Source organism: Pseudomonas sp. B21-047 (genome assembly GCF_024748775.1).
Taxonomy (GTDB): Bacteria; Pseudomonadota; Gammaproteobacteria; order Pseudomonadales; family Pseudomonadaceae; genus Aquipseudomonas; species Aquipseudomonas capeferrum.
Window position 1 is genome coordinate 1,044,452 of record NZ_CP087169.1, and the last position, 23,243, is coordinate 1,067,694.

Below are 23,243 nucleotides of genomic sequence, written 5' to 3' on the forward strand. Positions count from 1 at the left end.
TTTCCATGATTTCGATCCTGCGACGTGGCCTGCTGGTCCTGCTGGCGGCCTTCCCCCTGCTGACCCTGGCGGCACAGACGCCCCACGAGGTGGTTCAAGGCACGACCAACGAACTGCTGGGTGACCTCAAGGCCAACAAGGAGCAGTACAAGTCCAACCCCAGCGCCTTCTACGATGCGCTCAACCGCATCCTCGGCCCGGTGGTGGACGCTGACGGTATTTCGCGCAGCATCATGACCGTCAAGTACTCGCGCAAGGCCACGCCTGAGCAGATGCAGCGCTTCCAGGAAAACTTCAAGCGCAGCCTGATGCAGTTCTATGGCAACGCCCTGCTGGAATACAACAACCAGGGCATCGTCGTCGATCCTGCCAAGGTCGATGACGGCAAGCGTGCCAGCGTCGGCATGAAGGTGACGGGCAACAACGGTGCCGTGTATCCGGTGCAGTACACCCTGGAGAACATCGCCGGCGAGTGGAAGGTGCGTAACGTCATCGTCAACGGCATCAACATCGGCAAGCTGTTCCGTGACCAGTTCTCCGACGCCATGCAGCGCAACGGCAACGACCTGGATAAAACCATCGACGGCTGGGCAGGCGAAGTGGCCAAGGCCAAGCAGGAAGCCGATCAATCGTCCGATAAGGTCGTGAAATGAGTGAAACCGGCGTAAGCATGGCCGAGCCGGGCGTACTGCGCCTGGCAGGCGTGCTGGACTATCGCAGTGGCCCGGCCTTGCGCAAGCAAGGCAAGGCGCTGGTCGAGGCTTCCAAAGAGCCGCGCCTGATCCTCGATTGCTCGGCGGTGGACAAGTCGTCGAGCGTCGGCCTGTCGCTGCTGCTGGCGTTCATCCGCGATGGCCAGGCCACTGGCAAGGTCTGCGAAGTGCGTGGAATGCCCGAAGACATGCGGGAGATTGCCGAGGTCTACGACCTCGATGAAGTGCTGGCCAGCTGATGGCCTGACACGGATGGATGGCCCCTCGGTCAGCGCAAACCTTCAGTGGGCTTCGCAGGCGAGGGGCTTTTTTGTATGATGGCCGACCCGTGCGCATCGGGCGCCGATTGAGGTTGAGCATGCAGGCCGTAGAAGTTAAAAGCTTCCTTGAAGAAAAATTGCCGGGATCCCGGGTCGAAGTTGAAGGCGAAGGCTGCAACTTCCAGTTGAACGTGATCAGCGACGAGTTGGCTGGCCTGAGCCCGGTCAAGCGTCAACAGGCGATCTATGCTCACCTTAATCCCTGGATCGCCAATGGCAGCATCCATGCGGTAACCATGAAATTTTTCAGCAGCGCAGCCTGGGCTGAGCGCACCTGAGCCAACTTGGCGGCGAGACTCCAATGGACAAACTGATTATTACTGGCGGTGCTCGCCTTGACGGCGAGATCCGCATTTCGGGCGCGAAGAACGCGGCCCTGCCGATTCTGGCGGCGACCCTGCTGGCTGACGGCCCGGTCACCGTGGGCAACCTGCCGCACCTGCACGACATCACCACTATGATCGAGCTGTTCGGGCGCATGGGCATCGAGCCTGTGATCGACGAGAAGCTGTCGGTGGAAATCGACCCGCGTACCATCAAGACGCTGGTCGCGCCGTACGAGCTGGTCAAGACCATGCGCGCCTCGATCCTGGTGCTGGGCCCTATGGTCGCGCGCTTCGGCGAGGCCGAAGTGGCTCTGCCTGGCGGTTGCGCCATCGGCTCGCGCCCTGTCGACCTGCACATCCGTGGCCTGGAAGCCATGGGTGCGAAGATCGAAGTCGAAGCCGGCTACATCAAGGCCAAGGCCCCTGAAGGTGGCTTGCGCGGTGCGCACTTCTTCTTCGATACCGTCAGTGTGACCGGTACCGAGAACATCATGATGGCCGCAGCCCTGGCCAAGGGTCGCAGCGTACTGCAAAACGCCGCGCGCGAGCCTGAAGTGGTCGACCTGGCCAACTTCATCAACGCCATGGGCGGCAAGATTCAGGGCGCCGGCACCGACACCATCACCATCGATGGCGTCGAGCGCCTTCACTCGGCCACCTACCGGGTCATGCCAGACCGTATCGAGACCGGTACCTACCTGGTCGCCGCTGCCGTCACCGGTGGCCGCGTCAAGGTCAAGGACACCGACCCGACCATCCTTGAAGCAGTACTGGAAAAACTCAAGGAAGCGGGCGCCGACATCAACACCGGCGAAGACTGGATCGAGCTGGACATGCACGGCAAGCGGCCCAAGGCTGTGAACCTGCGTACCGCGCCTTACCCGGCGTTCCCGACCGACATGCAGGCGCAGTTCATCTCGCTCAACGCCATCGCCGAAGGCACTGGCGCGGTGATCGAGACGATCTTCGAAAACCGCTTCATGCACGTCTACGAAATGCACCGCATGGGCGCGCAGATCCAGGTCGAAGGCAACACGGCCATCGTCACGGGCGTCAAGGCGCTCAAAGGTGCACCGGTAATGGCCACCGACCTGCGTGCTTCGGCCAGCTTGGTGCTGTCGGCACTGGTTGCCGATGGCGATACCCTGATCGATCGCATCTACCACATCGACCGTGGTTACGAGTGCATCGAAGAAAAACTGCAGATGCTGGGCGCGAAGATCCGTCGCGTACCGGGTTAAGAGTCTGCAGGGGCAGGGTGTGGGAGCGGGCTTGCCCCGCGAAGCAGCCACCGCGGTTATGGCACCGGCTTTGCCGGTGTTCGCGGGGCGAGCCCGCTCCCACACACGAATTGTATGCGACCGGGCTTAACGCCCGGTCGGCAGTAGCCGCTTAAGGACCGACGTTTCCCATGTTGACCATCGCGCTATCCAAAGGCCGAATTCTCGACGATACCCTGCCATTGCTGGCCGAGGCCGGTATCGTGCCGACCGAGAACCCGGACAAGAGCCGTAAACTGATCATCCCCACTACGCAGGACGACGTGCGCCTGCTGATCGTGCGTGCCACCGACGTGCCGACCTATGTCGAGCATGGTGCCGCCGACCTGGGTGTGGCTGGCAAGGACGTGCTGATGGAGTACGGCGGCCAGGGCCTGTACGAGCCGCTGGACCTGCAGATCGCCTGCTGCAAGTTGATGACCGCTGGCGTGGTTGGTGCACCCGAGCCCAAGGGCCGCCTGCGCGTAGCCACCAAGTTCGTCAACGTTGCCAAGCGTTACTACGCCGAGCAAGGCCGTCAGGTCGATATCATCAAGCTGTATGGCTCGATGGAGCTGGCCCCGCTGATCAACCTCGCCGACAAGATCATCGACGTGGTCGACACCGGCAACACCCTGCGCGCCAATGGCCTGGAGCCACAGGAAATGATCGCCACGATCAGTTCGCGCCTGGTGGTCAACAAAGCCTCCATGAAGATGCAGCATGCCCGGATCCAGAGCCTGATCGACACCCTGCGCAAAGCTGTCGAATCGCGACACCGCGGCTAAGACGCTCTACCTCCTGCGCGCGACCTCCGCTGTCGCGCCCGTCTATCCGCGTCATAGCCACTTTTCTCAGGTGCCCGCGCGGATGGACTGGTAGCCTAGGGCGCCTGAGCATTCGCTAATAATCGAGGCCCTCGCCATGACCGTGTCCACTGCAATTGCCCGTCTCAACGCCGCTGATCCGGATTTCGCCCGACATCTGGATCATCTGCTGAGCTGGGAAAGTGTGTCTGATGACGCGGTCAACCAGCGCGTGCTCGACATCATCAAGGCCGTGCGCGAGCGTGGCGATGCGGCGCTGGTGGAGTTCACCCAGCGTTTCGATGGTGTTCAGGCCACCCGCATCGAAGACCTGATCCTGGGCCGTGAGCGCCTTGAGCTGGCGCTGACCCGCATCACCCCGGCGCAGCGTGAGGCCCTGGAAAAGGCCGCCAACCGTGTGCGTATCTACCACGAGCGGCAGAAGCAGGACTCGTGGCAGTACACCGAAGCCGACGGCACCGTGCTGGGCCAGAAGGTCACGCCGCTGGACCGCGCCGGCCTGTATGTGCCCGGCGGCAAGGCGTCGTACCCGTCCTCGGTGCTGATGAACGCTATCCCGGCCAAGGTCGCAGGTGTGACCGAGGTGGTGATGGTGGTACCGACCCCGCGTGGCGAGGTCAATGAACTGGTCCTGGCAGCAGCCTGCATTGCCGGTGTCGACCGCGTGTTCACCGTCGGCGGTGCCCAGGCCGTCGCCGCCCTGGCGTATGGCACCGAGAGCGTGCCGCAGGTGGACAAGATCGTCGGCCCCGGCAACATTTATGTGGCGACTGCCAAGCGCCACGTGTTCGGCCAGGTCGGTATCGACATGATCGCCGGCCCTTCGGAAATTCTCGTGGTGTGTGACGGCCAGACCGACCCGGACTGGATCGCCATGGACCTGTTCTCCCAGGCCGAGCACGATGAAGACGCCCAGGCCATCCTGGTCAGCCCGGATGCCGAGTTCCTCGACCGCGTCGCCGCCAGCATCGACAAGCTGCTGCCGACCATGGAGCGCGCCGAGATCATCGAGAAGTCGGTCAATGGCCGCGGCGCGCTGATCCAGGTGCGTGACATGCAGCAGGCCATCGAAGTGGCCAACCGGATCGCCCCCGAGCACCTGGAGCTGTCGGTCGCAGACCCGCAAGCCTGGCTGCCGCAGATCCGCCACGCCGGCGCGATCTTCATGGGCCGCCACACCAGCGAAGCGCTGGGTGACTACTGCGCAGGCCCCAACCATGTGCTGCCGACGTCCGGCACTGCGCGCTTTTCTTCGCCACTGGGGGTGTATGACTTCCAGAAACGTTCGTCGATCATCTTCTGCTCCGAGCAGGGCGCGTCCGAGCTGGGCCACACCGCCTCGGTCCTGGCCCGTGGCGAGTCGCTGACGGCCCACGCCCGCAGCGCCGAATACCGTATCCTGACCCAAGCCAAGGGGAACTGAGCATGAGTCGATTCTGGAGCCCCTTCGTCAAGGACCTGGTGCCTTACGTGCCGGGCGAGCAACCCAAGCTGGCCCGCCTGGTCAAGCTCAACACCAATGAAAACCCTTATGGCCCGTCGCCCAAGGCGCTGGAAGCCATGCGTGGCGAGCTGAACGACAACCTGCGCCTGTACCCGGACCCGAACGGTGACCGGCTCAAGCAGGCGGTGGCCGAGTACTACGGGGTAACCCCTGGCCAGGTGTTCGTCGGCAACGGTTCGGACGAAGTGCTGGCGCACATCTTCCACGGTCTGTTCCAGCACGACGCGCCGCTGTTGTTCCCGGACATCAGCTACAGCTTCTACCCGGTCTACTGCGGCCTGTATGGCATCGCCTTCGAGCAGGTGGCGCTGGACGAGCAGTTCCAGATCCGTGTCGAGGACTACAACAAGCCTAACGCTGGCATTATCTTCCCCAACCCGAACGCGCCCACCGGCTGCCTGATGCCATTGCAGGCGGTCGAGCAACTGCTGCAAGCCAACCGTGATTCGGTAGTGGTGGTGGATGAAGCCTACATCGACTTTGGTGGCGAGACGGCCATCAGCCTGGTGGACCGCTATGACAACCTGCTGGTCACCCAGACCCTGTCCAAGTCGCGCTCGCTGGCGGGTTTGCGCGTTGGCCTGGCGGTCGGCCACCCGGACCTGATCGAGGCGCTGGAGCGGATCAAGAACAGCTTCAACTCCTACCCGCTGGACCGTGCCGCGATCGTCGGTGCGGCCGTGGCGTTCGAAGACCGTGCCTACTTCGAAGAAACCTGCCGCAAGGTGATCGACAGCCGGGAAGTGCTGGTCGAGCAACTGACTGCCAAGGGCTTCGAGGTGCTGCCGTCGGCGGCCAACTTCATCTTCGCCCGTCACCCGCAACAGGATGCGGCCGAATTGGCGGCGCGCCTGCGTGAGCAGGGGGTGATCGTGCGGCACTTCAAGCAGGCGCGGATTGCCCAGTTCCTGCGCATTACCATCGGTACCCCGGAAATGAACCAGGCATTGCTCGATGCGCTGAACTGATCAGGCAGGCTCAAGCAGCCGTCCGCTTTGATCGAACCCCGCCTGGCACTGGCTGCCAGGCGGGGTTTTTCATTCAGGGCGCAACGTTCAGTAGGCCACTTCCTCGATGTTGTAGGGTTGGCCGGCAGGCCTGTTGCGCACCGCCACCGGGGTGGCATCAAGTACCAGCACGTAGTCGTTGACGGTATCCATGCCGTCCGGGTCGGTCCATTGCCCGGCCGCGGCCGGTACTTGTGCAACCACATGCCCGTTCTTGAGGATGGTCAGGTAGCCCTTGGCGCTGCTGTGCCAGCGTAGACGCGCATTGGCTTCATCGGCCCTGGCCTTGCGCGCACCTGCCTTACCCAGCAGGGGGGGGCCGTCCAGTAGCCACTGGGCTTGCAGCGCCTGGCCCATGTGGCGCAGGACGGTGGGCGCCACCGAGGTCTGCGCGGCAAGGCAATAAAGGTTGTTTGGCCCGGGGTTTTCTTCTGGGAGGATGGGCTCGGTCAGCTCTTCGTTCATCGGTTTGTTGCTGGCGATGAAGGTGGTCTTTTCCTGCTCGGTGACGCCACCATGGCCCTTGCCCCGATAGTCGCGGCCATGGTCGGTACTGACAATCACCAGCCAGTCTTCTTGCGGGTGATTGAGGCGCCGTTCGTCGACCTTGTCCAGCAGTCTCCCCAGCCGGTTATCGGCATTGCGCAGTGCCTGTTGGTAGCGCTCGCCGAAGCCTGCAGCGTGGCCGGCTTCATCAGGTTCGCCCAGCTCAATGAAGGTGAAGTCGGCAGGCGTGCTGCCGAGAATCTGCAGTGCTCGCAGGGTGACCTGTTCATCGGACAAGCCGCTTTCGCGCACATCGTTGCCATGGGCATCTTCGAGCAAAAATGCGGTGTTGATGGGCGACCTGTGCACCACACTGGCGAGGTAGGCCGTCGGCAGTGCCTCACGCAGCCGCTTGAACAAGCTGGGAAATGCCGGGTCGACCCGCAGCGACTCGGCATTGGAGTCAACGCCATGCTTGTTGCTCCAGACCCCAGTGAGCAAGGTGACCCAGCCTGGGCCGCTGAGGGTGGGCTGCTCGCTGGCCTTGCCGGTGATGCCGCCGGTATAGGTGTACGCGTAATACAGACGTTGCTTCAGGTGGGTGGCATCGCCCAATGCCTCGTACTGTTCGAATTGCACACCTTGGATGCCGACGATCAGGGTTTTCGGTTCAGGCCCTTTTTGCGCGGGGCCGCAACCTGCCAGCAAGGCCAACGTCAGCAGAAGCAAGGCTGATGGTCGCATGGAGAGGCATCCTTGGAAGGTACAGCGAGCGTTGCAATAAAGTGCGCTGCTCACAACTGGCAGAAATACCAGGTGGTTTGCCGTCCAGAGCGCCATCCATTAAGCTTCGGTAATTCATCGGATGATTGGTTGAATGTGATGAGCGTAGCGTTGACCAAGCGTTCCCTGGTCGAACTCGCCGTGGAGCGCATGCGTGAGCGCATCCTTCAGGGCGACTGGCAGGTAGGGCAGCGACTGCCGACCGAGCCTGAGCTGGCCCAGGCGCTGGGCATCAGCCGCAACACCGTGCGTGAGGCCATGCGTGTGCTGGCGTTCAGTGGCCTGGTTGAGATCAGGCAGGGCGATGGCAGTTATCTGCGTGCTGTGCAGGACCCGCTGTTGGCTGTGCAGGCGATGTCGCGTTGCACGCCTGAACAGGCGCGGGAAACCCGCCATATCCTCGAGACCGAGGCCATCGGCCTGGCGGCGTTGCGCCGCACCGACGCAGACCTGAAGGCGCTGCGTGAAGCCCTTGAAGGCAGTGCCGGGCACTTTCACGGCGACATCGATGCCTACGTGACCTGCGACCTGGTGTTCCACCAGCGCCTGGTCGATGCCGCCCACAACCCTGCATTGAGTGAGTTGTACCGGTATTTCTCCGGTGTGGTAGCGGCAGCGCTGCAACACAACATGACCACCGTCCCACGCTGCCAGTCCACGTTCGATCTGCACGGGGAAATCCTCGATGCCATCGAACAACGTGATGCGGAGCGGGCCAAGCGCCTGAGCCGCACCCTCATCGAATCCTGACCCAGAGAAGGCCATGGCTGAATCCATCACCCGTAGCACCCCCACCGGCGAGCGGGAACTCGACGAACTGTTGATCGACGCCGAAGCCGATGACGAGCAGGTTCAGCAGCAGCCTGTGCTGCTGCGCAGGCCCTGGCTGTTGCTGCTGGGCCTGGTGCTGGTGGCGCTGAACCTGCGCCCGGCGTTGTCGAGCATGGCCCCGGTACTCGGCCTGGTTTCCGAGGGCTTGGGCCTGAGCGCGTCGCAGGCGGGCCTGCTGACCACCTTGCCGGTGCTGTGTCTGGGCTTGTTTGCGCCGCTGGCGCCGGTCCTGGCGCGGCGTTTTGGCAGTGAGCGGGTGATTTTCGGCATTCTCCTCACCTTGGCCTTGGGCATTGTGGTGCGCAGCGCGTTTGGGACGGCCGGGGTATTCTTGGGCAGCCTCATGGCCGGCGCCAGTATTGGCATCATCGGCGTGCTGTTGCCGGGCATCGTCAAGCGCGATTTCCCGCAGCACGCCGGGACGTTGACCGGCGTGTACACCATGGCCCTGTGCCTGGGCGCAGCCATGGCAGCCGGCGCCACGGTGCCCCTGGCTCAACGCTACGAGGGCAGTTGGGCGCTGGGGCTAGGCTTCTGGGCGGTGCCGGCACTGCTGGCCATGCTCGTCTGGATACCGCAGGCGCGCCAGGGGCACGGCCTGCACAAGGTTGCTTATCGGGTGCGTGGCCTTTGGCGCGACCCCTTGGCCTGGCAGGTGACCTTGTACATGGGCCTTCAGTCATCGCTGGCCTATATCGTCTTCGGCTGGTTGCCGTCGATTCTGATTGGCCGCGGCCTGACCCCGACCGAGGCGGGGCTGGTGTTGTCGGGGTCGGTGATCGTGCAATTGGTCAGCTCGCTCAGTGCGCCTTGGCTGGCAACACGCGGCAAGGATCAGCGCCTGGCTATCGTGATCGTCATGCTGGTTACCTTGGCCGGCCTGTTCGGTTGCCTGTATGCGCCGATTTCAGGGCTGTGGGGCTGGGCTGTACTGCTGGGCCTGGGGCAGGGCGGCACCTTTGCCCTGGCGCTGACGTTGATCGTGCTGCGTTCGAAGGATGCGCATGTGGCGGCGAACCTGTCGAGCATGGCACAGGGGGTAGGGTACACCCTGGCGTCGATGGGGCCGTTTGCAGTGGGCCTGGTGCACGATATGACCGGTGGCTGGGCGGCAGTGGGGTGGATTTTTGCCGTGCTGGGCATAGGTGCTATTGGTTTCGGGCTTGGCGCAGGGCGCGCGTTGCATGTGCAGGTGACCAGCGAAAAAGTCTGATGCTGATTCTGTCCATGCTGGCCCTTTCGCGGGGCAAGCCCGCTCCCACAATTGAAGTTTGTGAAGTACTTGTGGGAGCGGGCTTGCCCCGCGAAAGGGCCAGCACTGGCGCAAGCGCAGCGGGCAGATTATCTTGCATCCTTCTATTCCCAGGACGGACCTGCCCTCATGAGCGATGCCAACCGCGACCTGATCACCCGCTTCTACCAGGCCTTCCAGCGCCTGGACGCCGAGGCTATGGTGGCCTGCTACAGCGACGACATCGTGTTCAGCGACCCGGTCTTCGGCACCCTGCGCGGTCAGGATGCCTGCGATATGTGGCGGATGCTGACCACGCGCGCCAAGGGCTTCACCCTGAAGTTCGACAACGTTCGCGCGGATGCGCACAGTGGTAGCGCGCACTGGGTCGCGAGCTACCTGTTCAGCCAGACCGGCCGCACCGTGGTCAACGATATCCAGGCGCGGTTTGTCATCCGTGACGGGTTGATCTGTCAGCATGACGACAGTTTCGACCTCTGGCGCTGGTCGCGTCAGGCACTGGGCTCGCCAGGTGTGCTGCTCGGCTGGACGCCGCTGTTGCAGAACAAGGTACGCCAGCAGGCGTTCAAGGGGCTGCGGGCTTACCAGCACCAGCAGGGCAACGTACCCACTCCGTGACGCAAAGAGCAGCTGTCGTGAGCGAAGAAGTACCGAATCAGGCCGTCAAACCCTGGTATGTCTACCTGGTGCGTGCGGCCAATGGGTCGCTGTACTGCGGGATCAGTGACGACCCGCAGCGGCGCTTTCTGGCGCATCAGAAGGGGCAGGGCGCGCGTTACTTCAAGACCAGCCCGGCGCAGGCGCTGGTGTATGTCGAGCAGTGGCCGGACAAAGGCGAAGCGTTGCGCCAGGAGCGCCTGGTGAAGCGGCTGCGCAAGTCGGCCAAGGAGGCGCTGGTGGCGTCCTATCAGATTTAGAGTGCGCCCCCGCCGATATCAATCTTTACGCCGCTTCAACTGGTCCACCAACTGCGTCGGCAGCCCCTTGATGATCAAGGTGCCCGCCACTTCGTCATACTCCACCTTGTCCCCCAGCAAATGCGCCTCGAAGCTGATCGACAGCCCTTCGGCACGCCCGGTGAAGCGGCGGAACTGGTTAAGGGTGCGTTTATCCGCAGGGATTTCCGGCGACAGGCCGTAGTCCTTGTTGCGAATGTGATCGTAGAACGCCTTGGGGCGGTCCTCATCGATCAGGCTGGACAGCTCGTCCAGGGCAACCGGCTCGCCCAGCTTGGTCTGGCTGGTGGCGTAGTCGACCAGGGTCTGGGTCTTCTCGCGGGCCGACGCTTCGGGCAGGTCCTCGCTCTCGACAAAGTCGCTGAAGGCCTTGAGCAGGGTGCGGGTTTCGCCGGGGCCGTCGACGCCTTCCTGGCAGCCGATGAAGTCACGGAAGTAGTCGGAGACTTTCTTGCCGTTCTTGCCCTTGATGAACGAGATGTACTGCTTGGAGTTCTGGTTGTTCTTCCACTCGGACAGGTTGATGCGCGCTGCCAGGTGCAACTGGCCGAGGTCCAGGTGGCGCGATGGCGTCACGTCGAGTTCGGCGTTCACTGCCACGCCTTCGCTGTGATGCAGCAGGGCGATGGCCAGGTAGTCGGTCATGCCTTGCTGGTAATGGGCAAACAGAATGTGCCCGCCGGTGGAGAGGTTGGACTCTTCCATCAGCTTTTGCAGGTGTTCGACGGCTACACGGCTGAACGCGGCGAAGTCTTTTTCCGCATCCAGGTACTGCTTCAGCCAGCCACTGAGTGGGTAGGCGCCCGACTCACTGTGGAAGAAGCCCCACGCTTTGCCTTGCTTGGCGTTGTAACTGTCGTTGAGGTCGGCCAGCAGGTTTTCGATGGCATCGGAGGCGCCAAGCTCGGTGTCGCGTGCATGCAGCACGGCGGGGCTGCCATCGGGCTTCTTGTCGATCAGGTGAACGATGCAATGACGAATTGGCATGAAGTCCTCGGCGAGTCTGGGGCGGTGCACGGCCGCGCTGCAAAAGTCGTCCAGTTTACCCCAGAGACAAGGCGATGCAGTGGCCGGATGTTGGCAGAAATGCCGGTTGTTCGTTTTTTGTTCAGTTTTTTGCGTTTTAAGCCAAAACCCCTGAAAAACCTGCATTAAATCGATGTGCGCAGCGGATATTTATCTATTCCTGTGGTAGCTTTGCGCGGTCTTGCGCCCCTCGTGTGGCGCATTGCTGGCAGCACGCTAGCGTCGTGTCGAACCAAACGCCGATTTACGTATCTACATACCCGAATTGGCGCGGCCCTCCAGAATTCAGGGGCTGGCCCGATCACGTCGTAGCTCGCTGCATAACTACTGAATTTGATAGGGAAGGAACATCACCATGGCATTGACCAAAGACCAACTGATTGCCGACATCGCCGAGTCGATCGCCGCGCCAAAAGCCACCGCCAAGAACGCACTGGAGCAACTGGGCCAGATCGTTGCTGACCAACTGGAAAACGGCGCTGAAATCACCCTGCCAGGCATCGGCAAGCTGAAAGTCTCCGAGCGTCCTGCCCGTACCGGCCGCAACCCTTCGACTGGCGCTGCCATCGAAATCGCTGCCAAGAAAGTCGTCAAGTTCGTCCCAGCCAAAGTGCTGACCGATGCCATCAACAAGTAATTGTTGAAGCGTTGACCAAACCGCGTCCGGCTTGCCCGAACGCGGTTTTTTTTCATCCTTGCGTTTTGCGTCGCGCGTGCCAGGCCTGGCGAGCGTTGTCGTCCTGGAAGCTCCAGGCGACCATGCGGCTCTGCTTTTGCCCTTGGCCCATTTCGACAATGCGCACAGCCTTGGCGCCGGCCTTTTTCAGCGCCGCTTCGATGCCTGGCAGGTTGCTGGCCTTGGACACCAGGCTGGTGAACCACAGCACGCTTGCGCCGTACTGCGCGCTTTCCCCGACCATTTGGGTCACGAAGCGGATCTCGCCGCCCTCGCACCACAGTTCGTTGTTCTGGCCGCCGAAATTGAGCACGGGCAGTTTGCGCTTGGGGTCCTGCTTGCCCAGGTTCTTCCACTTGCGCTGGCTGCCGCGGGTGGCCTCCTCGCGTGAAGCATGGAAGGGCGGGTTGCACAGGGTCAGGTCGAAGCGCTCGTCGTCCTGCAGCAGGCCGCTGAGGATGTGCGTGCGGTTGGCCTGTTGGCGCAAGCTGATGGCTTTGTTCAGGCCGTTGGCCTGGACGATGGCCTTGGCCGAAGCCAATGCCACGGGGTCAATGTCCGAGCCCAGGAAGCGCCAGCGGTAGTCGCTGTGGCCGATCAGCGGGTAGATGCAGTTGGCCCCCACGCCGATATCCAGTACGCGTATCTGGGCGCCTTTGGGGATCTCGCCGGCGTTGTCATCGCCCAGCAGGTCGGCGAGCACGTGGATGTAGTCGGCGCGCCCGGGGATGGGTGGGCACAGGTAGTCGGCGGGGATGTCCCAGTGCTGGATGCCGTATTGGGCCTTGAGCAGAGCGCGGTTGAACACCCGTACCGCTTCGGGGTTGGCAAAGTCGATGCTGGGCTTGCCGTGCGGGTTGGTGATGGTGAAGCGGGCCAGGTCGGGGTGGGCCTTGATCAGGCTGGGGAAGTCGTAGCGACCCTGGTGGCGGTTGCGCGGGTGCAGGGTGGGTTTTTCGGTCATGGTCGGATCCGGTGTTGCAGGCCGTGGGGCTGCTTTACAGCCCTTTCGCGACACAAGGCCGCTCCTACAGGATAGCGGCGCCCTTCAAACCGGCGCCGTCCCTGTAGGAGCGGCCTTGTGTCGCGAAAGGGCCGCAAAGCGGCCCCAGCGGTCTATCAGATTGTTACAGCGCAGCAATACGCGCATGCTGCTCGGTGAAGTTGGCCAGGGCCTGTTCGGACTCGGCCAGCTTGGCGCGTTCCTTTTCGATCACCGCAGGCGGTGCCTTGTCGACGAACGCCGCGTTGGACAGCTTGCCGCCGACGCGCTGGACTTCACCCTGCAGACGCTGGATCTCCTTGTTCAGGCGAGCCAGTTCGGCGTCCTTGTCGATCAAGCCGGCCATGGGCACCAGCACCTGCAGATCGCCCACCAGCGCGGTGGCCGACAGTGGCGCTTCGTCGGCATCGCCGAGCACGGTGAACGACTCGACCTTGGCCAGTTTCTTCAGCAGGGCTTCGTTTTCCTGCAGGCGACGCTGGTCATCGGCATTGGCGTTCTTCAGGAACAGTGGCAGCGGCTTGCCCGGGCCGATGTTCATTTCGGCGCGGATGTTGCGCAGGCCGACCATCAGTTCCTTGAGCCACTCGATGTCGCCTTCGGCGGCAGCATCGATGCGGCTTTCGTTGGCCACCGGCCACGGCTGCAGCATGATGGTCTTGCCCTTGACGCCGGCCAGCGGCGCGATGCGCTGCCAGATTTCTTCGGTGATGAACGGCATGAACGGGTGTGCCAGGCGCAGTGCCACTTCCAGCACACGCACCAGGGTGCGACGGGTGCCGCGGGCGCGCTCGACGGGGGCGTTCTCGTCCCACAGCACCGGCTTGGACAGCTCCAGGTACCAGTCGCAGTACTGGTTCCAGATGAATTCGTACAGGGCCTGGCTGGCCAGGTCGAAGCGGAACTGCTCGAGCTGGCGGGTCACTTCGGCTTCGGTACGCTGCAACTGCGAGATGATCCAGCGGTCGGCCAGCGAAAGCTCGCAGGCTTCGCCGTTCTGGCCGCAGTCCTCGCCCTTGTCCAGCACGTAGCGGGCGGCGTTCCAGATCTTGTTGCAGAAGTTGCGGTAGCCTTCGACGCGGCCCATGTCGAACTTGATGTCACGGCCGGTGGAGGCCAGCGAGCAGAAGGTGAAGCGCAGGGCGTCGGTACCGTAGCTGGCGATGCCTTCAGGGAACTCGGCCTTGGTCTGCTTGGCGATCTTCTCGGCAAGCTTGGGCTGCATCATGCCGCTGGTGCGTTTTTTCCAGCAGGGCGTCGAGGGTGATGCCGTCGACGATGTCCAGCGGGTCAAGGACGTTGCCCTTGGACTTGGACATCTTCTGGCCCTGGCCGTCCCGCACCAGGCCGTGTACGTACACGGTCTTGAACGGAACCTGCGGGGTGCCGTCCTCGTTCTTGATCAGGTGCATGGTCAGCATGATCATGCGCGCAACCCAGAAGAAGATGATGTCGAAGCCGGTCACCAGCACATCGGTGGAGTGGAACTTCTTGAGGAACTCAGTCTGTTCCGGCCAGCCCAGCGTGGAGAAGGTCCACAGGCCCGAGCTGAACCAGGTGTCCAGCACGTCATCGTCCTGACGCAGGGCAACGTCGGCGCCCAGGTTGTGCTTGGCACGTACTTCAGCCTCGTCGCGGCCGACATAGACCTGGCCGGCCTCGTCGTACCAGGCCGGGATGCGGTGGCCCCACCACAGCTGGCGGCTGATGCACCAGTCCTGGATGTCGCGCATCCAGGAGAAGTACATGTTTTCGTACTGTTTGGGCACGAACTGGATGCGGCCATCTTCCACGGCAGCGATGGCAGGCTCTGCCAGCGGCTTGGTGGAGACGTACCACTGGTCGGTCAGCCACGGTTCGATGACGGTGCCCGAACGGTCGCCTTTCGGCACTTTCAGGGCGTGGTCGTCGATGCTGACCAGCAGGCCCTGGGCGTCCAGGTCGGCGACGATCTGCTTGCGTGCGACAAAGCGGTCGAGGGTGGCGTACTGGGCGGGCAGGGTGGTGTCGACCTGCTCGTTGACGCTGCCGTCGAGGTTGAAGGCCTGGGCACTGGCCAGGACCATCGCATTCTTGTCGAAGATGTTCAGCAGCGGCAGGTTGTGGCGCTTGCCGACTTCGTAGTCGTTGAAGTCGTGAGCCGGGGTGATTTTCACACAGCCGGTGCCGAATTCAGGGTCGCAATAATCGTCGGCGATGATCGGGATGCGGCGGCCGACCAGCGGCAGCTCGACGAACTTGCCGATCAGGGCCTGGTAGCGTTCGTCGGTCGGGTTGACCGCGACAGCCGCATCACCCAGCAGGGTTTCCGGACGCGTGGTGGCAACCACCAGGTAGTCCTTGCCCTCGGCGGTCTTGGCGCCGTCGGCCAGCGGGTAGCGCAGGTTCCACAGGTGGCCCTTCTCGTCGTGGTTTTCCACTTCGAGGTCGGAGATTGCCGTGTGCAGCTTGGTGTCCCAGTTGACCAGGCGCTTGCCGCGGTAGATCAGGCCGTCTTCGTGCAGGCGCACGAAGGCTTCCTTGACCGCTTCGGACAGGCCATCGTCCATGGTGAAGCGTTCACGGCTCCAATCGACCGACGAGCCCAGGCGGCGGATCTGACGGCTGATGTTGCCGCCGGACTGATCCTTCCACTCCCAGACTTTTTCCAGGAACTGTTCGCGGCCCAGGTCATGACGGCTCTGGCCTTTGGCTTCGAGCTGACGCTCGACCAGCATCTGCGTGGCGATACCGGCGTGGTCGGTACCCGGCTGCCACAGGGTGTCGCGACCCTGCATGCGGCGGAAGCGGATCAGGGCGTCCATGATCGCGTTGTTGAACCCATGGCCCATGTGCAGGCTGCCGGTGACGTTCGGCGGTGGGATCATGATGGTGTAGGACTCGCCTGCACCTTGTGGAGCGAAATAGTTCTCGGACTCCCAGGTGTTGTACCAGGAAGTTTCGATGGCGTGCGGCTGGTAGGTCTTATCCATGCGCGGCGGGACCCTGTGCATTTATTCGGGAAAGCCGGGAAGTATAACCAAGGTGGGGGCCGCAGGCGACACGCGGCTGTCATCTGCAGGCGGGCGGTGGTTACTTCGCGGGTAAAACCGCGAAGAGGGGCGTGCGCGGGGCCGGTTTACTCGGAGCGCTTGATCAATCGTTCGATGCGCGCATCCAGTCGACGCTTGATCTCGTTCTCGATGTGCGGGGTGAAGTCATTGATCACGTCTTGCATGATCGCCTGCGCTGCCGCGCGCAACTCGCTTTCCAGGTGCAACAGGGTGTCCTGGCGGCGGGTTTGCGAATCTTCCTCAGGTTCAGCGACGGCAGGCGCGATGGCAGGTGCGGCATTGCCGCCAGGCTCGTCTAGCAACAACGGGATCTGTTCCACCGTCTCGGTCAGCAGCGGCGGTTGCAGGTCAGCGTCGCCCAGCAGTTGGCGGATCGACTCGAGGTCATCGAGCAGGTGGGCGGAGTCGGGCAAAGGGGAGGGCTTGTCCATCGTCGTCAAAGTCGCTGTAAGCGGTGGTCTTGCAGAGCATAGCCCTGTTCACTGTAGAAACGGAACCGCTCACGGGCCGATTGGCGGATGCTCGGTTCCTCGACGACGATTTCGGCAACCCGTTCGAACTGCCCTACGAACGCGGGTACGCCAGCACCCAGGTTGATCAGCAGGTCACGGTGTTGCCCGGCATCCTCGCCAAGCCCTAAGGCCACGGTGGCATCAGCGTGCAGCTCCGCCAGGTCGTGGGGCACGAAAGCCTCGCCTTTGAAGTGCCATAGACGTTGGTCCAGTTCGCTGCGCTGCTCGGCGTCCTGGCAATGCAAGTAGACCCGGTGGCCGAGGCGCCAGGCTTTGTCGCACAACTTGCAGGCGAAATCGAGCCGCGCCGACAAGGAATCGGTGGGCAGGATGTAGAAATCGACTTTGCTCATGGTGGGGTCTGCCGGCCGGTGGCGCGCATGGCGCCACCGGTCTCACGGCATCAGGCGCCAGCGCGATCGAGCAGGTACTGGGTCAGCAGCGGGACCGGGCGGCCAGTGGCGCCCTTGTCCTTGCCACCGCTGATCCAGGCGGTGCCCGCGATGTCCATGTGCGCCCAGTTGTAGGCCTTGGCGAAGCGCGACAGGAAGCAGCCCGCCGTGATGGTGCCGGCCTTCGGCCCACCGATGTTGCCCATGTCGGCGAACGGGCTGTCCAGTTGCTCCTGGTACTCGTCGAACAGCGGCAACTGCCAGGCGCGGTCGTCGGCGCGCTTGCCGGCATCGAGCAACTGGCCGACCAGGTCGTCGTTGTTGCCCATCAGGCCCGAGGTGTGGCTGCCCAGGGCAACGATGCAAGCACCGGTCAGGGTGGCGATGTCGATCACCGCCTGGGGCTTGAAGCGTTCGGCGTAGGTCAGGGTATCGCACAGCACCAGACGGCCTTCGGCATCGGTGTTGAGGATTTCGACGGTCTGGCCGCTCATGGTGGTGACGATGTCACCTGGCCGGGTAGCACCGCCGCTCGGCATGTTTTCGGCGCAGGCCAGCAGGCACACCAGGTTGATCGGCAGTTGCAGTTCGAGTACCGCACGCAGGGTGCCGAACACACTGGCGGCGCCGCACATGTCGTACTTCATTTCGTCCATGCCGGCGCCTGGCTTGAGGCTGATGCCGCCGGTGTCGAAGGTGATGCCCTTGCCCACCAGCACGAACGGCTTGTCAGCCTTCTTGGCGCCCTGGTAGTTGAGCACGATCAGGCGTGGCGGCTGGTCGCTGCCCTGGCCCACGGCGTAGAACGCGCCCATGCCCAGGTCCTTGATCTTCTTCTCGTCGAGCACTTCGACCTTGAGGCCTTTGTGTGCCTTGCCCAGTTCCTTGGCCTGCTCGGCGAGGAAGCTTGGGTGGCACAGGTTGGGCGGCAGGTTGCCCAGGTCGCGGGTGAAGGCCATGCCGGTGGCGATGGCAGTGGCGTGCTTGACGGCGCGCTCGACCTCGGCCAGGCCCGCCTTGTCGGCTAGCAGGGTGACCTTTTTCAGGGCACGTGGCTCGGCCTTCTGGCTTTTGAAACGGTCGAACACGTACTCGCCGTCGAGCAGGGTCTCGGCCAGCAGGCGGTATTTGCCGTAGTGGGCGTCGCGGTTGCTGACGGCGACATCGTCCAGGGCAAGTACGGCGTCACCACCGTTCAGGCCTTTGAGCACGCCGGCGACACTGCCGACCAGCTTGCGCCAGGCGCGATCGCCCAGGGCTTCGTCCTTGCCGCTGCCAACCAGCAGCACACGCTCGGCCTTCAGGCCCGGCAGGCTCTGCAGCAGCAGGGTCTGGCCCGGCTTGCCGGCCAGGTCGCCACGCTTGAGCACGGCGCTGATGGCACCTTCGCAGGCTTGGTCGACGGCCTTGGCAACAGCGCCGAGCTTGCGGCCTTCACCAACTGGTACGACCAGAGTGGCGGTTTTTACCGATGCAGCAGCTACGCTTTTTACAACCAGTTCCATGTCAGGGTCCCCGAATGATCGATACAGTTGGCGCTTTGTGTTCCAGCGCTCTGGGCGGGCCAGGCCGCGTGGTCGCGTACCCGTGGAAAAGCTGCCAGTTTGAGCCTGCGGCAAGGCTGCTGACAACCCTGTTTTGCGGCTTCATGCGCGGCCAAGTGACAGGGGCGGTCAATCACAGGATAATGCGCGCACTTTACATGGAGGTTCGCCTATGGCGAACCGGCATTGGTCTTGGCTGTACTAAGTCATTGTTTGGCGCCATTGTTTGGCAGTCCGCCCTGACAACCCAGGAGTGTCTGGTTTGATCGTCTTTCGTTATCTCTCCCGCGAGGTCCTGGTGACCTTGAGCGCCGTCAGCGCAGTGCTGCTGGTGATCATCATGAGCGGGCGCTTCATCAAGTACCTGGCCCAGGCCGCCCAGGGCGTGCTCGACCCGAGCGTGCTGTTCCTGATCATGGGCTTCCGCCTGCCGGGCTTCTTGCAGCTGATCCTGCCGTTGGGGCTGTTTCTCGGCATCCTCCTGGCGTATGGCCGCTTGTACCTGGAAAGCGAGATGACCGTGCTTTCGGCCACGGGCATGAGCCAGCAGCGCCTGCTTGGCATGACCATGGCGCCGGCTGCGCTGGTCGCCTTGCTGGTCGCCTGGCTGAGCCTGAGCCTGGCGCCGCTGGGCGTTGCCCAGGTGCAGCAGATCATCAGCCAGCAGGATGCCCTGACCGAGTTCGATACCCTGGTGCCGGGGCGCTTCCAGACCCTGCGCGACGGCTCGCGGGTGACCTACACCGAAGAGCTGTCGGACGATCGCGTCAACCTGGCCGGGGTGTTCATCTCCGAAAAGCGCTTCAACCAGGACAAGACCAAGGACCGGGCGCCGTCCGTGCTGGTTGCCGAAAAAGGCCACCAGGAAATCCAGGCCGACGGCAACCGCTACCTGATTCTCGAAAACGGCTACCGCTACGACGGCAACCCGGGCCAGGCCGATTACCGTGCGATCAAGTACGACACCTACGGTGTACTGCTGCCCAAGCCTGAAGTCAGCGAAGAAGTGACCGAGCGTGAGGCCATCCCCACTTCGCAGCTGATCGGCCAGAAGGGCTTGCGCGAACGTGCCGAGCTGCAATGGCGGCTGTCGTTGCCGATTCTGGTCTTCGTCGTGACCCTGCTGGCGGTGCCGCTATCGCGGGTCAACCCGCGCCAGGGCCGCTTCCTCAAATTGCTGCCGGCGATTCTTCTGTACATGGCCTACCTGACAATGCTGATTTCCGTACGCGGCGCCCTCGAGAAGGGCAAACTGCCGATCGCCCTGGGCATGTGGTGGGTGCACGGGCTGTTCCTGCTGATCGGCCTTGGGCTGATGTACTGGGAGCCGCTGCGCCTGAAGCGCGCCGCACGTCGTGCGGAGGTGGCCCATGGGTAAGCTGGATCGTTACATCGGCCAAAGCGTGCTGATGGCCATTCTGGCCGTGCTGGGGATCATCCTCGGCCTGGCCTCGCTGTTCGCCTTCATCGATGAGATGAGCGACCTGAGCGACACCTACACGGTCATGGAAGCGGGCAATTTCGTGCTGCTGACCGCACCCCGGCGCTTGTATGAAATGCTGCCGATGGCGGCGCTGATCGGTTGCCTGATCGGCCTGGGCAGCCTGGCCAGCAGCAGCGAACTGACCATCATGCGTGCGGCGGGGGTTTCCATCGGCCGCATCGTCTGGGCGGTGATGAAGCCGATGCTGGTGCTGATGCTGGTGGGTGTGCTGATTGGCGAGTACGTGGCGCCGGTTACCGAAAACAAGGCCCAGGCAGACCGTTCGCTGGCTCAGGGCGGTGGTGAAGCGCAGAGCTCCAAGCGGGGTATGTGGCACCGCCAGGGCGAGGAGTTCGTGCACATTAACGCCGTGCAGCCCAATGGCCTGTTGCTGGGCGTGACCCGCTACCGCTTCGACGACGAGCGCAAGATCGTCACTTCCAGCTTTGCCCGTCGGGCGCAGTACAACGACGACCACTGGCTGCTAAGCGATGTGCGCACCACGTATTTCCGTGGCGACCACACCGAAGTGGTGACGACGCCGCAAGAGCGCTGGGACGTTTCGGTCACGCCGCAACTGCTCAATACCGTGATCCTGGCCCCGGAGTCGCTGTCGATCACCGGGCTTTGGGATTACATCCACTACCTGTCGGACCAGGGCTTGAACAACGCCCGCTACTGGCTGGCGTTCTGGACCAAGGTGCTGCAGCCTGCGGTAACCGCAGCGCTGGTGTTGATGGCTATTTCCTTCATCTTCGGCCCGCTGCGTTCTGTAACCTTGGGCCAGCGGGTGTTCACCGGCGTGCTGGTGGGCTTCGTGTTCCGCATCGCCCAGGACTTGCTTGGCCCTTCAAGCCAGGTGTTCGGCTTCCCGCCGCTGCTGGCAGTGGTGATACCGGCCGCGGTGTGTGCACTGGCAGGGGTGTGGTTACTACGCCGAGCAGGTTGATGACCTGAACGATGCACACAAGCCGACCTCAGGGTCGGCTTTTTCATTTCTTCTGCTTGGGTACCCGCACCAGCTGGGTCTCGGAATAGATGTCATGCCAGCCGCGTTTGCGCTTGTCGATCAACGCCCAGAAAAACCCCAGGCCCAGGCACAGCCACGAAGCGATCGAGACCACGAAGCGCAACAGCGCCTGCCACAGGCTGATGGCACTGCCATCGGCGTTCTGCACGCGCACGCCCCATACCTGCATGCCCAGTGTCTGCCCGCCATGGGTCCAGAACTTGGCAAAGAAACCGAATAGCGCGAACAGCAGGATCGTCGACAACAGCGGGTCGCCATCCAGCGCACCGGCGTCGGTCAGCTCACGCATGCGGGCCTCACCGATGATTGCCATCTGGATCATCTTGTACGCGCCCGCCGTCACGATCAGCAGGGCAGTGCACAGCAGGAAGTCATAGAACATCGCCGCCAGGCGGCGGCCTAGCCCGGCAGGTGGAAAGTTACCCTGAGGCATGAGGGGGGGCTTGGACATTGCGCAGCAGCTCCAGAAGGCAAAGGCTCATTCTAGGGAACTGCAGGCAAAAAAAAGCCCCTGCGCGTCAACGCAAGGGCTCTTTTTTATGGATTATCAGGCTTCTGGCTGGACTTCGTCAGCCTGCATGCCTTTTTGGCCTTGAACGGCTACGAAGGTAACCTTCTGGCCTTCTTTCAGGCTTTTGAAGCCGTTGCCCTGAATGGCACGGAAGTGCACGAACAGATCCGGACCGCTCTCTGGGGTGATGAAACCGTAACCTTTCTCGTCATTGAACCACTTGACGGTACCGCTCTGACGCTGTGCCATTTTCTTATTTCCTATGAATCTATTAATTTTATAACAGTGACTTTCATGTCGTATTGGCATGAAAGCTTACTGGGCTGGGTTGCTGGAAAGTAAGAGACGTCGAACGGGTTGTAGCAGATCGCGGCTACTGGCCCAGGTCACGAACTGTTGCGACCCATGCAAACACAGTGCAGTGACTCTACGCCAACTCCCGAGAAAAAAACAAGCCCTTGCTCGTCTGCAAAAACGGGCGTTCGCCGATAGCCGAACGATTTGTCGGAAACGGCATGGCGCCTGGGCTGGCGCCATGTTCATTCGTTATTGAACAGGTTCGCAATCGAATATGACAAACCTGTTCAAACACTTCACGTCTTGCTTTCAGCCGCGGTAGTAACGTTGTGCCACGAAAGGCATTTTGCTGACTTTCAAGGCCACCTTCTTGCCGCGTACAAGTGCAAACAGTGGTGTGTCTAGTGCGGTATGTTCGCTGTCGATATAGCCCATTGCGACAGGGGCGCCGAGTGTTGGGCCAAAGCCACCGCTGCATACTTCGCCCACTGGCTGGTCGGCTGCATCGACGATCGGTGCACCTTCACGTACCGGCGTGCGTTCCTGCGGCAGCAGGCCGACGCGCTTGCGTGCCACGCCCTGTTGCTGTTGCGCGAAGATCGCCTCGGCACCCGGGAAACCACCGGCGCGGGCACCGTCGGCGCGGCGCACTTTCGAGATGGCCCACAGCAGGCTGGCCTCGATCGGCGTGGTTGCGGTGTTCATGTCGTGGCCGTACAGGCACAGGCCGGCTTCCAGGCGCAGCGAGTCACGCGCCCCCAGGCCGATCGGTTGCACCTCTGGCTCGGCCAGCAGGCGTCTGGCCAGCGCATCGGCGGCATTGGCCGGCACCGAGATCTCGTAACCGTCCTCACCGGTATAGCCCGAGCGGCTGACGTAGCAGGCTTCACCCAGCAAGGTCACCGGGCGGAACTGCATGAAAGTCATGGCGGCCACTTCCGGGGCCAGGCGCTCCAGCACCTTGACCGCAGCCGGCCCTTGCAGGGCCAGCAGGGCGCGGGCCTCGAACAGCGGCTCAATCTCGCAGCGACTGCCGATGTGTTTTTGCAGGTGGGCCAGGTCCTGGTCCTTGCAGGCGGCATTGACCACCAGGAACAGCACGTCGTCACCGAGGTTGGCGACCATCAGGTCGTCGAGGATGCCGCCTTGCTCGTTGGTGAACATGGCATAGCGCTGCGTGCCCACTGGCAGGTCGACGATATCCACCGGCACCAGGCTTTCCAGTGCCTGGGCCGCATCGCTGCCACGCAGGATGATCTGGCCCATGTGCGAGACGTCGAACAGGCCGGCCTGCTCACGGGTGTGCAGGTGCTCTTTGAGCACGCCCAGCGGGTACTGCACCGGCATGTCATAGCCGGCAAACGGCACCATGCGCGCACCCAGCTCCAGGTGCAGGGCGTGCAGCGGGGTCTTGAGCAGTGTTTCGGACATCGGTGACTCCTTGGTGTTGTT

The 23,243-nt window shown here is 62.7% G+C and carries 23 protein-coding genes and 1 pseudogene; 14 read left to right on the forward strand and 10 right to left on the reverse strand.

The window, feature by feature from the left end:
- The first annotated feature begins 5 nt into the window (after nucleotides 1-5).
- From LOY26_RS04790 to hisC, 7 genes are all read left to right on the forward strand, one after another.
- Complete coding sequence (locus tag LOY26_RS04790; RefSeq protein ID WP_033701088.1) at nucleotides 6-653, forward strand: phospholipid-binding protein MlaC; 648 nt, start codon at nucleotides 6-8, stop codon at nucleotides 651-653.
- Nucleotides 650-952, forward strand: a complete 303-nt coding sequence (locus tag LOY26_RS04795; RefSeq protein WP_033701086.1) for a lipid asymmetry maintenance protein MlaB — start codon at nucleotides 650-652, stop codon at nucleotides 950-952. The genes LOY26_RS04790 and LOY26_RS04795 overlap by 4 nt, the downstream gene beginning before the upstream one ends.
- Nucleotides 953-1,071: 119 nt before the next feature.
- Complete coding sequence (locus LOY26_RS04800; RefSeq protein WP_003255121.1) at nucleotides 1,072-1,311, forward strand: BolA family protein; 240 nt, start codon at nucleotides 1,072-1,074, stop codon at nucleotides 1,309-1,311.
- 23 nt (nucleotides 1,312-1,334) lie between these two features.
- The gene (murA, locus tag LOY26_RS04805; protein WP_033701085.1) at nucleotides 1,335-2,600 is read left to right on the forward strand and encodes a UDP-N-acetylglucosamine 1-carboxyvinyltransferase; all 1,266 of its coding nucleotides are present in this window, start codon (nucleotides 1,335-1,337) and stop codon (nucleotides 2,598-2,600) included.
- Nucleotides 2,601-2,770: 170 nt separating this feature from the next.
- The gene (gene hisG / locus LOY26_RS04810; protein WP_033701084.1) at nucleotides 2,771-3,406 is read left to right on the forward strand and encodes an ATP phosphoribosyltransferase; all 636 of its coding nucleotides are present in this window, start codon (nucleotides 2,771-2,773) and stop codon (nucleotides 3,404-3,406) included.
- A gap of 136 nt (nucleotides 3,407-3,542) precedes the next feature.
- Nucleotides 3,543-4,868, forward strand: a complete 1,326-nt coding sequence (gene hisD, locus LOY26_RS04815) for a histidinol dehydrogenase (protein WP_033701083.1) — start codon at nucleotides 3,543-3,545, stop codon at nucleotides 4,866-4,868.
- Between the two features lie 2 nt (nucleotides 4,869-4,870).
- A complete protein-coding gene (gene hisC, locus LOY26_RS04820; RefSeq protein WP_156310381.1) occupies nucleotides 4,871-5,917 on the forward strand; it encodes a histidinol-phosphate transaminase in 1,047 nt (348 codons plus the stop codon).
- Nucleotides 5,918-6,004: 87 nt separating this feature from the next.
- On the opposite strand, the gene LOY26_RS04825 is transcribed toward hisC, so the two are convergent.
- Nucleotides 6,005-7,186: an alkaline phosphatase family protein gene (locus LOY26_RS04825; RefSeq protein ID WP_033701081.1), complete on the reverse strand. Its 1,182-nt coding sequence runs from the start codon at nucleotides 7,184-7,186 to the stop codon at nucleotides 6,005-6,007.
- 138 nt (nucleotides 7,187-7,324) lie between these two features.
- On the opposite strand from LOY26_RS04825, the gene LOY26_RS04830 reads away from it, so the two are divergent.
- From LOY26_RS04830 to LOY26_RS04845, 4 genes are all read left to right on the forward strand, one after another.
- Nucleotides 7,325-7,975 (forward strand): FadR/GntR family transcriptional regulator, encoded by a 651-nt coding sequence (locus LOY26_RS04830; protein WP_033701080.1) that lies wholly within the window; start codon nucleotides 7,325-7,327, stop codon nucleotides 7,973-7,975.
- Nucleotides 7,976-7,988: 13 nt separating this feature from the next.
- Entirely contained in the window at nucleotides 7,989-9,269 is a 1,281-nt protein-coding gene (locus LOY26_RS04835) for an MFS transporter (RefSeq protein WP_033701078.1), read from the forward strand.
- 168 nt (nucleotides 9,270-9,437) lie between these two features.
- Complete coding sequence (locus tag LOY26_RS04840; RefSeq protein WP_033701076.1) at nucleotides 9,438-9,926, forward strand: nuclear transport factor 2 family protein; 489 nt, start codon at nucleotides 9,438-9,440, stop codon at nucleotides 9,924-9,926.
- A gap of 17 nt (nucleotides 9,927-9,943) precedes the next feature.
- Nucleotides 9,944-10,225 carry a GIY-YIG nuclease family protein gene (locus LOY26_RS04845; protein ID WP_033701075.1) on the forward strand — a complete coding sequence of 94 codons (282 nt, stop codon included), beginning with the start codon at nucleotides 9,944-9,946 and terminating at the stop codon, nucleotides 10,223-10,225.
- Nucleotides 10,226-10,243: 18 nt separating this feature from the next.
- On the opposite strand, the gene yejK is transcribed toward LOY26_RS04845, so the two are convergent.
- The gene (gene yejK, locus LOY26_RS04850) at nucleotides 10,244-11,251 is read right to left on the reverse strand and encodes a nucleoid-associated protein YejK (RefSeq protein ID WP_033701074.1); all 1,008 of its coding nucleotides are present in this window, start codon (nucleotides 11,249-11,251) and stop codon (nucleotides 10,244-10,246) included.
- A 394-nt stretch (nucleotides 11,252-11,645) separates the two neighbouring features.
- On the opposite strand from yejK, the gene LOY26_RS04855 reads away from it, so the two are divergent.
- Nucleotides 11,646-11,927 carry an HU family DNA-binding protein gene (locus LOY26_RS04855; RefSeq protein WP_003255106.1) on the forward strand — a complete coding sequence of 94 codons (282 nt, stop codon included), beginning with the start codon at nucleotides 11,646-11,648 and terminating at the stop codon, nucleotides 11,925-11,927.
- A 52-nt stretch (nucleotides 11,928-11,979) separates the two neighbouring features.
- On the opposite strand, the gene rlmF is transcribed toward LOY26_RS04855, so the two are convergent.
- The 5 genes and pseudogenes from rlmF to LOY26_RS04880 form a co-directional block, all read right to left on the reverse strand.
- A complete protein-coding gene (gene rlmF / locus LOY26_RS04860) occupies nucleotides 11,980-12,930 on the reverse strand; it encodes a 23S rRNA (adenine(1618)-N(6))-methyltransferase RlmF (protein ID WP_227696794.1) in 951 nt (316 codons plus the stop codon).
- 163 nt (nucleotides 12,931-13,093) lie between these two features.
- Nucleotides 13,094-15,941 (reverse strand): annotated as a pseudogene (locus LOY26_RS04865) (valine--tRNA ligase).
- A gap of 146 nt (nucleotides 15,942-16,087) precedes the next feature.
- Nucleotides 16,088-16,453 (reverse strand): DNA polymerase III subunit chi, encoded by a 366-nt coding sequence (locus LOY26_RS04870; RefSeq protein ID WP_227696795.1) that lies wholly within the window; start codon nucleotides 16,451-16,453, stop codon nucleotides 16,088-16,090.
- Nucleotides 16,454-16,458: 5 nt separating this feature from the next.
- Nucleotides 16,459-16,887 carry a DNA polymerase III subunit chi gene (locus tag LOY26_RS04875; RefSeq protein WP_258714458.1) on the reverse strand — a complete coding sequence of 143 codons (429 nt, stop codon included), beginning with the start codon at nucleotides 16,885-16,887 and terminating at the stop codon, nucleotides 16,459-16,461.
- Nucleotides 16,888-16,937: 50 nt separating this feature from the next.
- Nucleotides 16,938-18,431, reverse strand: coding sequence for a leucyl aminopeptidase (locus tag LOY26_RS04880; protein WP_047581429.1), 1,494 nt, complete (start codon nucleotides 18,429-18,431; stop codon nucleotides 16,938-16,940).
- A 301-nt stretch (nucleotides 18,432-18,732) separates the two neighbouring features.
- On the opposite strand from LOY26_RS04880, the gene lptF reads away from it, so the two are divergent.
- Both lptF and lptG read left to right on the forward strand, forming a co-directional pair.
- A complete protein-coding gene (gene lptF, locus LOY26_RS04885; RefSeq protein ID WP_033701066.1) occupies nucleotides 18,733-19,848 on the forward strand; it encodes an LPS export ABC transporter permease LptF in 1,116 nt (371 codons plus the stop codon).
- Nucleotides 19,841-20,902, forward strand: coding sequence for an LPS export ABC transporter permease LptG (lptG, locus tag LOY26_RS04890; RefSeq protein WP_033701064.1), 1,062 nt, complete (start codon nucleotides 19,841-19,843; stop codon nucleotides 20,900-20,902). Before lptF ends, lptG begins: the two co-directional genes overlap by 8 nt.
- 43 nt (nucleotides 20,903-20,945) lie before the next feature.
- Here the strand turns inward: lptG and LOY26_RS04895 are convergent, their stop codons facing one another.
- The 3 genes from LOY26_RS04895 to gcvT form a co-directional block, all read right to left on the reverse strand.
- Nucleotides 20,946-21,434, reverse strand: coding sequence for an RDD family protein (locus LOY26_RS04895; protein ID WP_258714459.1), 489 nt, complete (start codon nucleotides 21,432-21,434; stop codon nucleotides 20,946-20,948).
- Nucleotides 21,435-21,530: 96 nt separating this feature from the next.
- Nucleotides 21,531-21,743, reverse strand: coding sequence for a cold-shock protein (locus tag LOY26_RS04900; RefSeq protein WP_186657096.1), 213 nt, complete (start codon nucleotides 21,741-21,743; stop codon nucleotides 21,531-21,533).
- Between the two features lie 357 nt (nucleotides 21,744-22,100).
- Nucleotides 22,101-23,222, reverse strand: coding sequence for a glycine cleavage system aminomethyltransferase GcvT (gene gcvT, locus LOY26_RS04905; RefSeq protein ID WP_258714460.1), 1,122 nt, complete (start codon nucleotides 23,220-23,222; stop codon nucleotides 22,101-22,103).
- Nucleotides 23,223-23,243: the final 21 nt, after the last annotated feature.

Coding starts and splice junctions, on each gene's coding strand:
- LOY26_RS04855 (WP_003255106.1), top strand. CDS start 11,646: ATGGCATTGACCAAAGACCAACTGATTGCCGACATCGCCGAGTCGATC.
- rlmF (WP_227696794.1), bottom strand. CDS start 12,930: ATGACCGAAAAACCCACCCTGCACCCGCGCAACCGCCACCAGGGTCGC.
- LOY26_RS04790 (WP_033701088.1), top strand. CDS start 6: ATGATTTCGATCCTGCGACGTGGCCTGCTGGTCCTGCTGGCGGCCTTC.
- yejK (WP_033701074.1), bottom strand. CDS start 11,251: ATGCCAATTCGTCATTGCATCGTTCACCTGATCGACAAGAAGCCCGAT.
- LOY26_RS04880 (WP_047581429.1), bottom strand. CDS start 18,431: ATGGAACTGGTTGTAAAAAGCGTAGCTGCTGCATCGGTAAAAACCGCC.
- murA (WP_033701085.1), top strand. CDS start 1,335: ATGGACAAACTGATTATTACTGGCGGTGCTCGCCTTGACGGCGAGATC.
- LOY26_RS04835 (WP_033701078.1), top strand. CDS start 7,989: ATGGCTGAATCCATCACCCGTAGCACCCCCACCGGCGAGCGGGAACTC.
- LOY26_RS04795 (WP_033701086.1), top strand. CDS start 650: ATGAGTGAAACCGGCGTAAGCATGGCCGAGCCGGGCGTACTGCGCCTG.
- LOY26_RS04895 (WP_258714459.1), bottom strand. CDS start 21,434: ATGTCCAAGCCCCCCCTCATGCCTCAGGGTAACTTTCCACCTGCCGGG.
- lptG (WP_033701064.1), top strand. CDS start 19,841: ATGGGTAAGCTGGATCGTTACATCGGCCAAAGCGTGCTGATGGCCATT.
- LOY26_RS04830 (WP_033701080.1), top strand. CDS start 7,325: ATGAGCGTAGCGTTGACCAAGCGTTCCCTGGTCGAACTCGCCGTGGAG.
- hisG (WP_033701084.1), top strand. CDS start 2,771: ATGTTGACCATCGCGCTATCCAAAGGCCGAATTCTCGACGATACCCTG.
- hisD (WP_033701083.1), top strand. CDS start 3,543: ATGACCGTGTCCACTGCAATTGCCCGTCTCAACGCCGCTGATCCGGAT.
- LOY26_RS04900 (WP_186657096.1), bottom strand. CDS start 21,743: ATGGCACAGCGTCAGAGCGGTACCGTCAAGTGGTTCAATGACGAGAAA.
- gcvT (WP_258714460.1), bottom strand. CDS start 23,222: ATGTCCGAAACACTGCTCAAGACCCCGCTGCACGCCCTGCACCTGGAG.
- LOY26_RS04800 (WP_003255121.1), top strand. CDS start 1,072: ATGCAGGCCGTAGAAGTTAAAAGCTTCCTTGAAGAAAAATTGCCGGGA.
- LOY26_RS04825 (WP_033701081.1), bottom strand. CDS start 7,186: ATGCGACCATCAGCCTTGCTTCTGCTGACGTTGGCCTTGCTGGCAGGT.
- hisC (WP_156310381.1), top strand. CDS start 4,871: ATGAGTCGATTCTGGAGCCCCTTCGTCAAGGACCTGGTGCCTTACGTG.
- LOY26_RS04875 (WP_258714458.1), bottom strand. CDS start 16,887: ATGAGCAAAGTCGATTTCTACATCCTGCCCACCGATTCCTTGTCGGCG.
- LOY26_RS04870 (WP_227696795.1), bottom strand. CDS start 16,453: ATGGACAAGCCCTCCCCTTTGCCCGACTCCGCCCACCTGCTCGATGAC.
- LOY26_RS04840 (WP_033701076.1), top strand. CDS start 9,438: ATGAGCGATGCCAACCGCGACCTGATCACCCGCTTCTACCAGGCCTTC.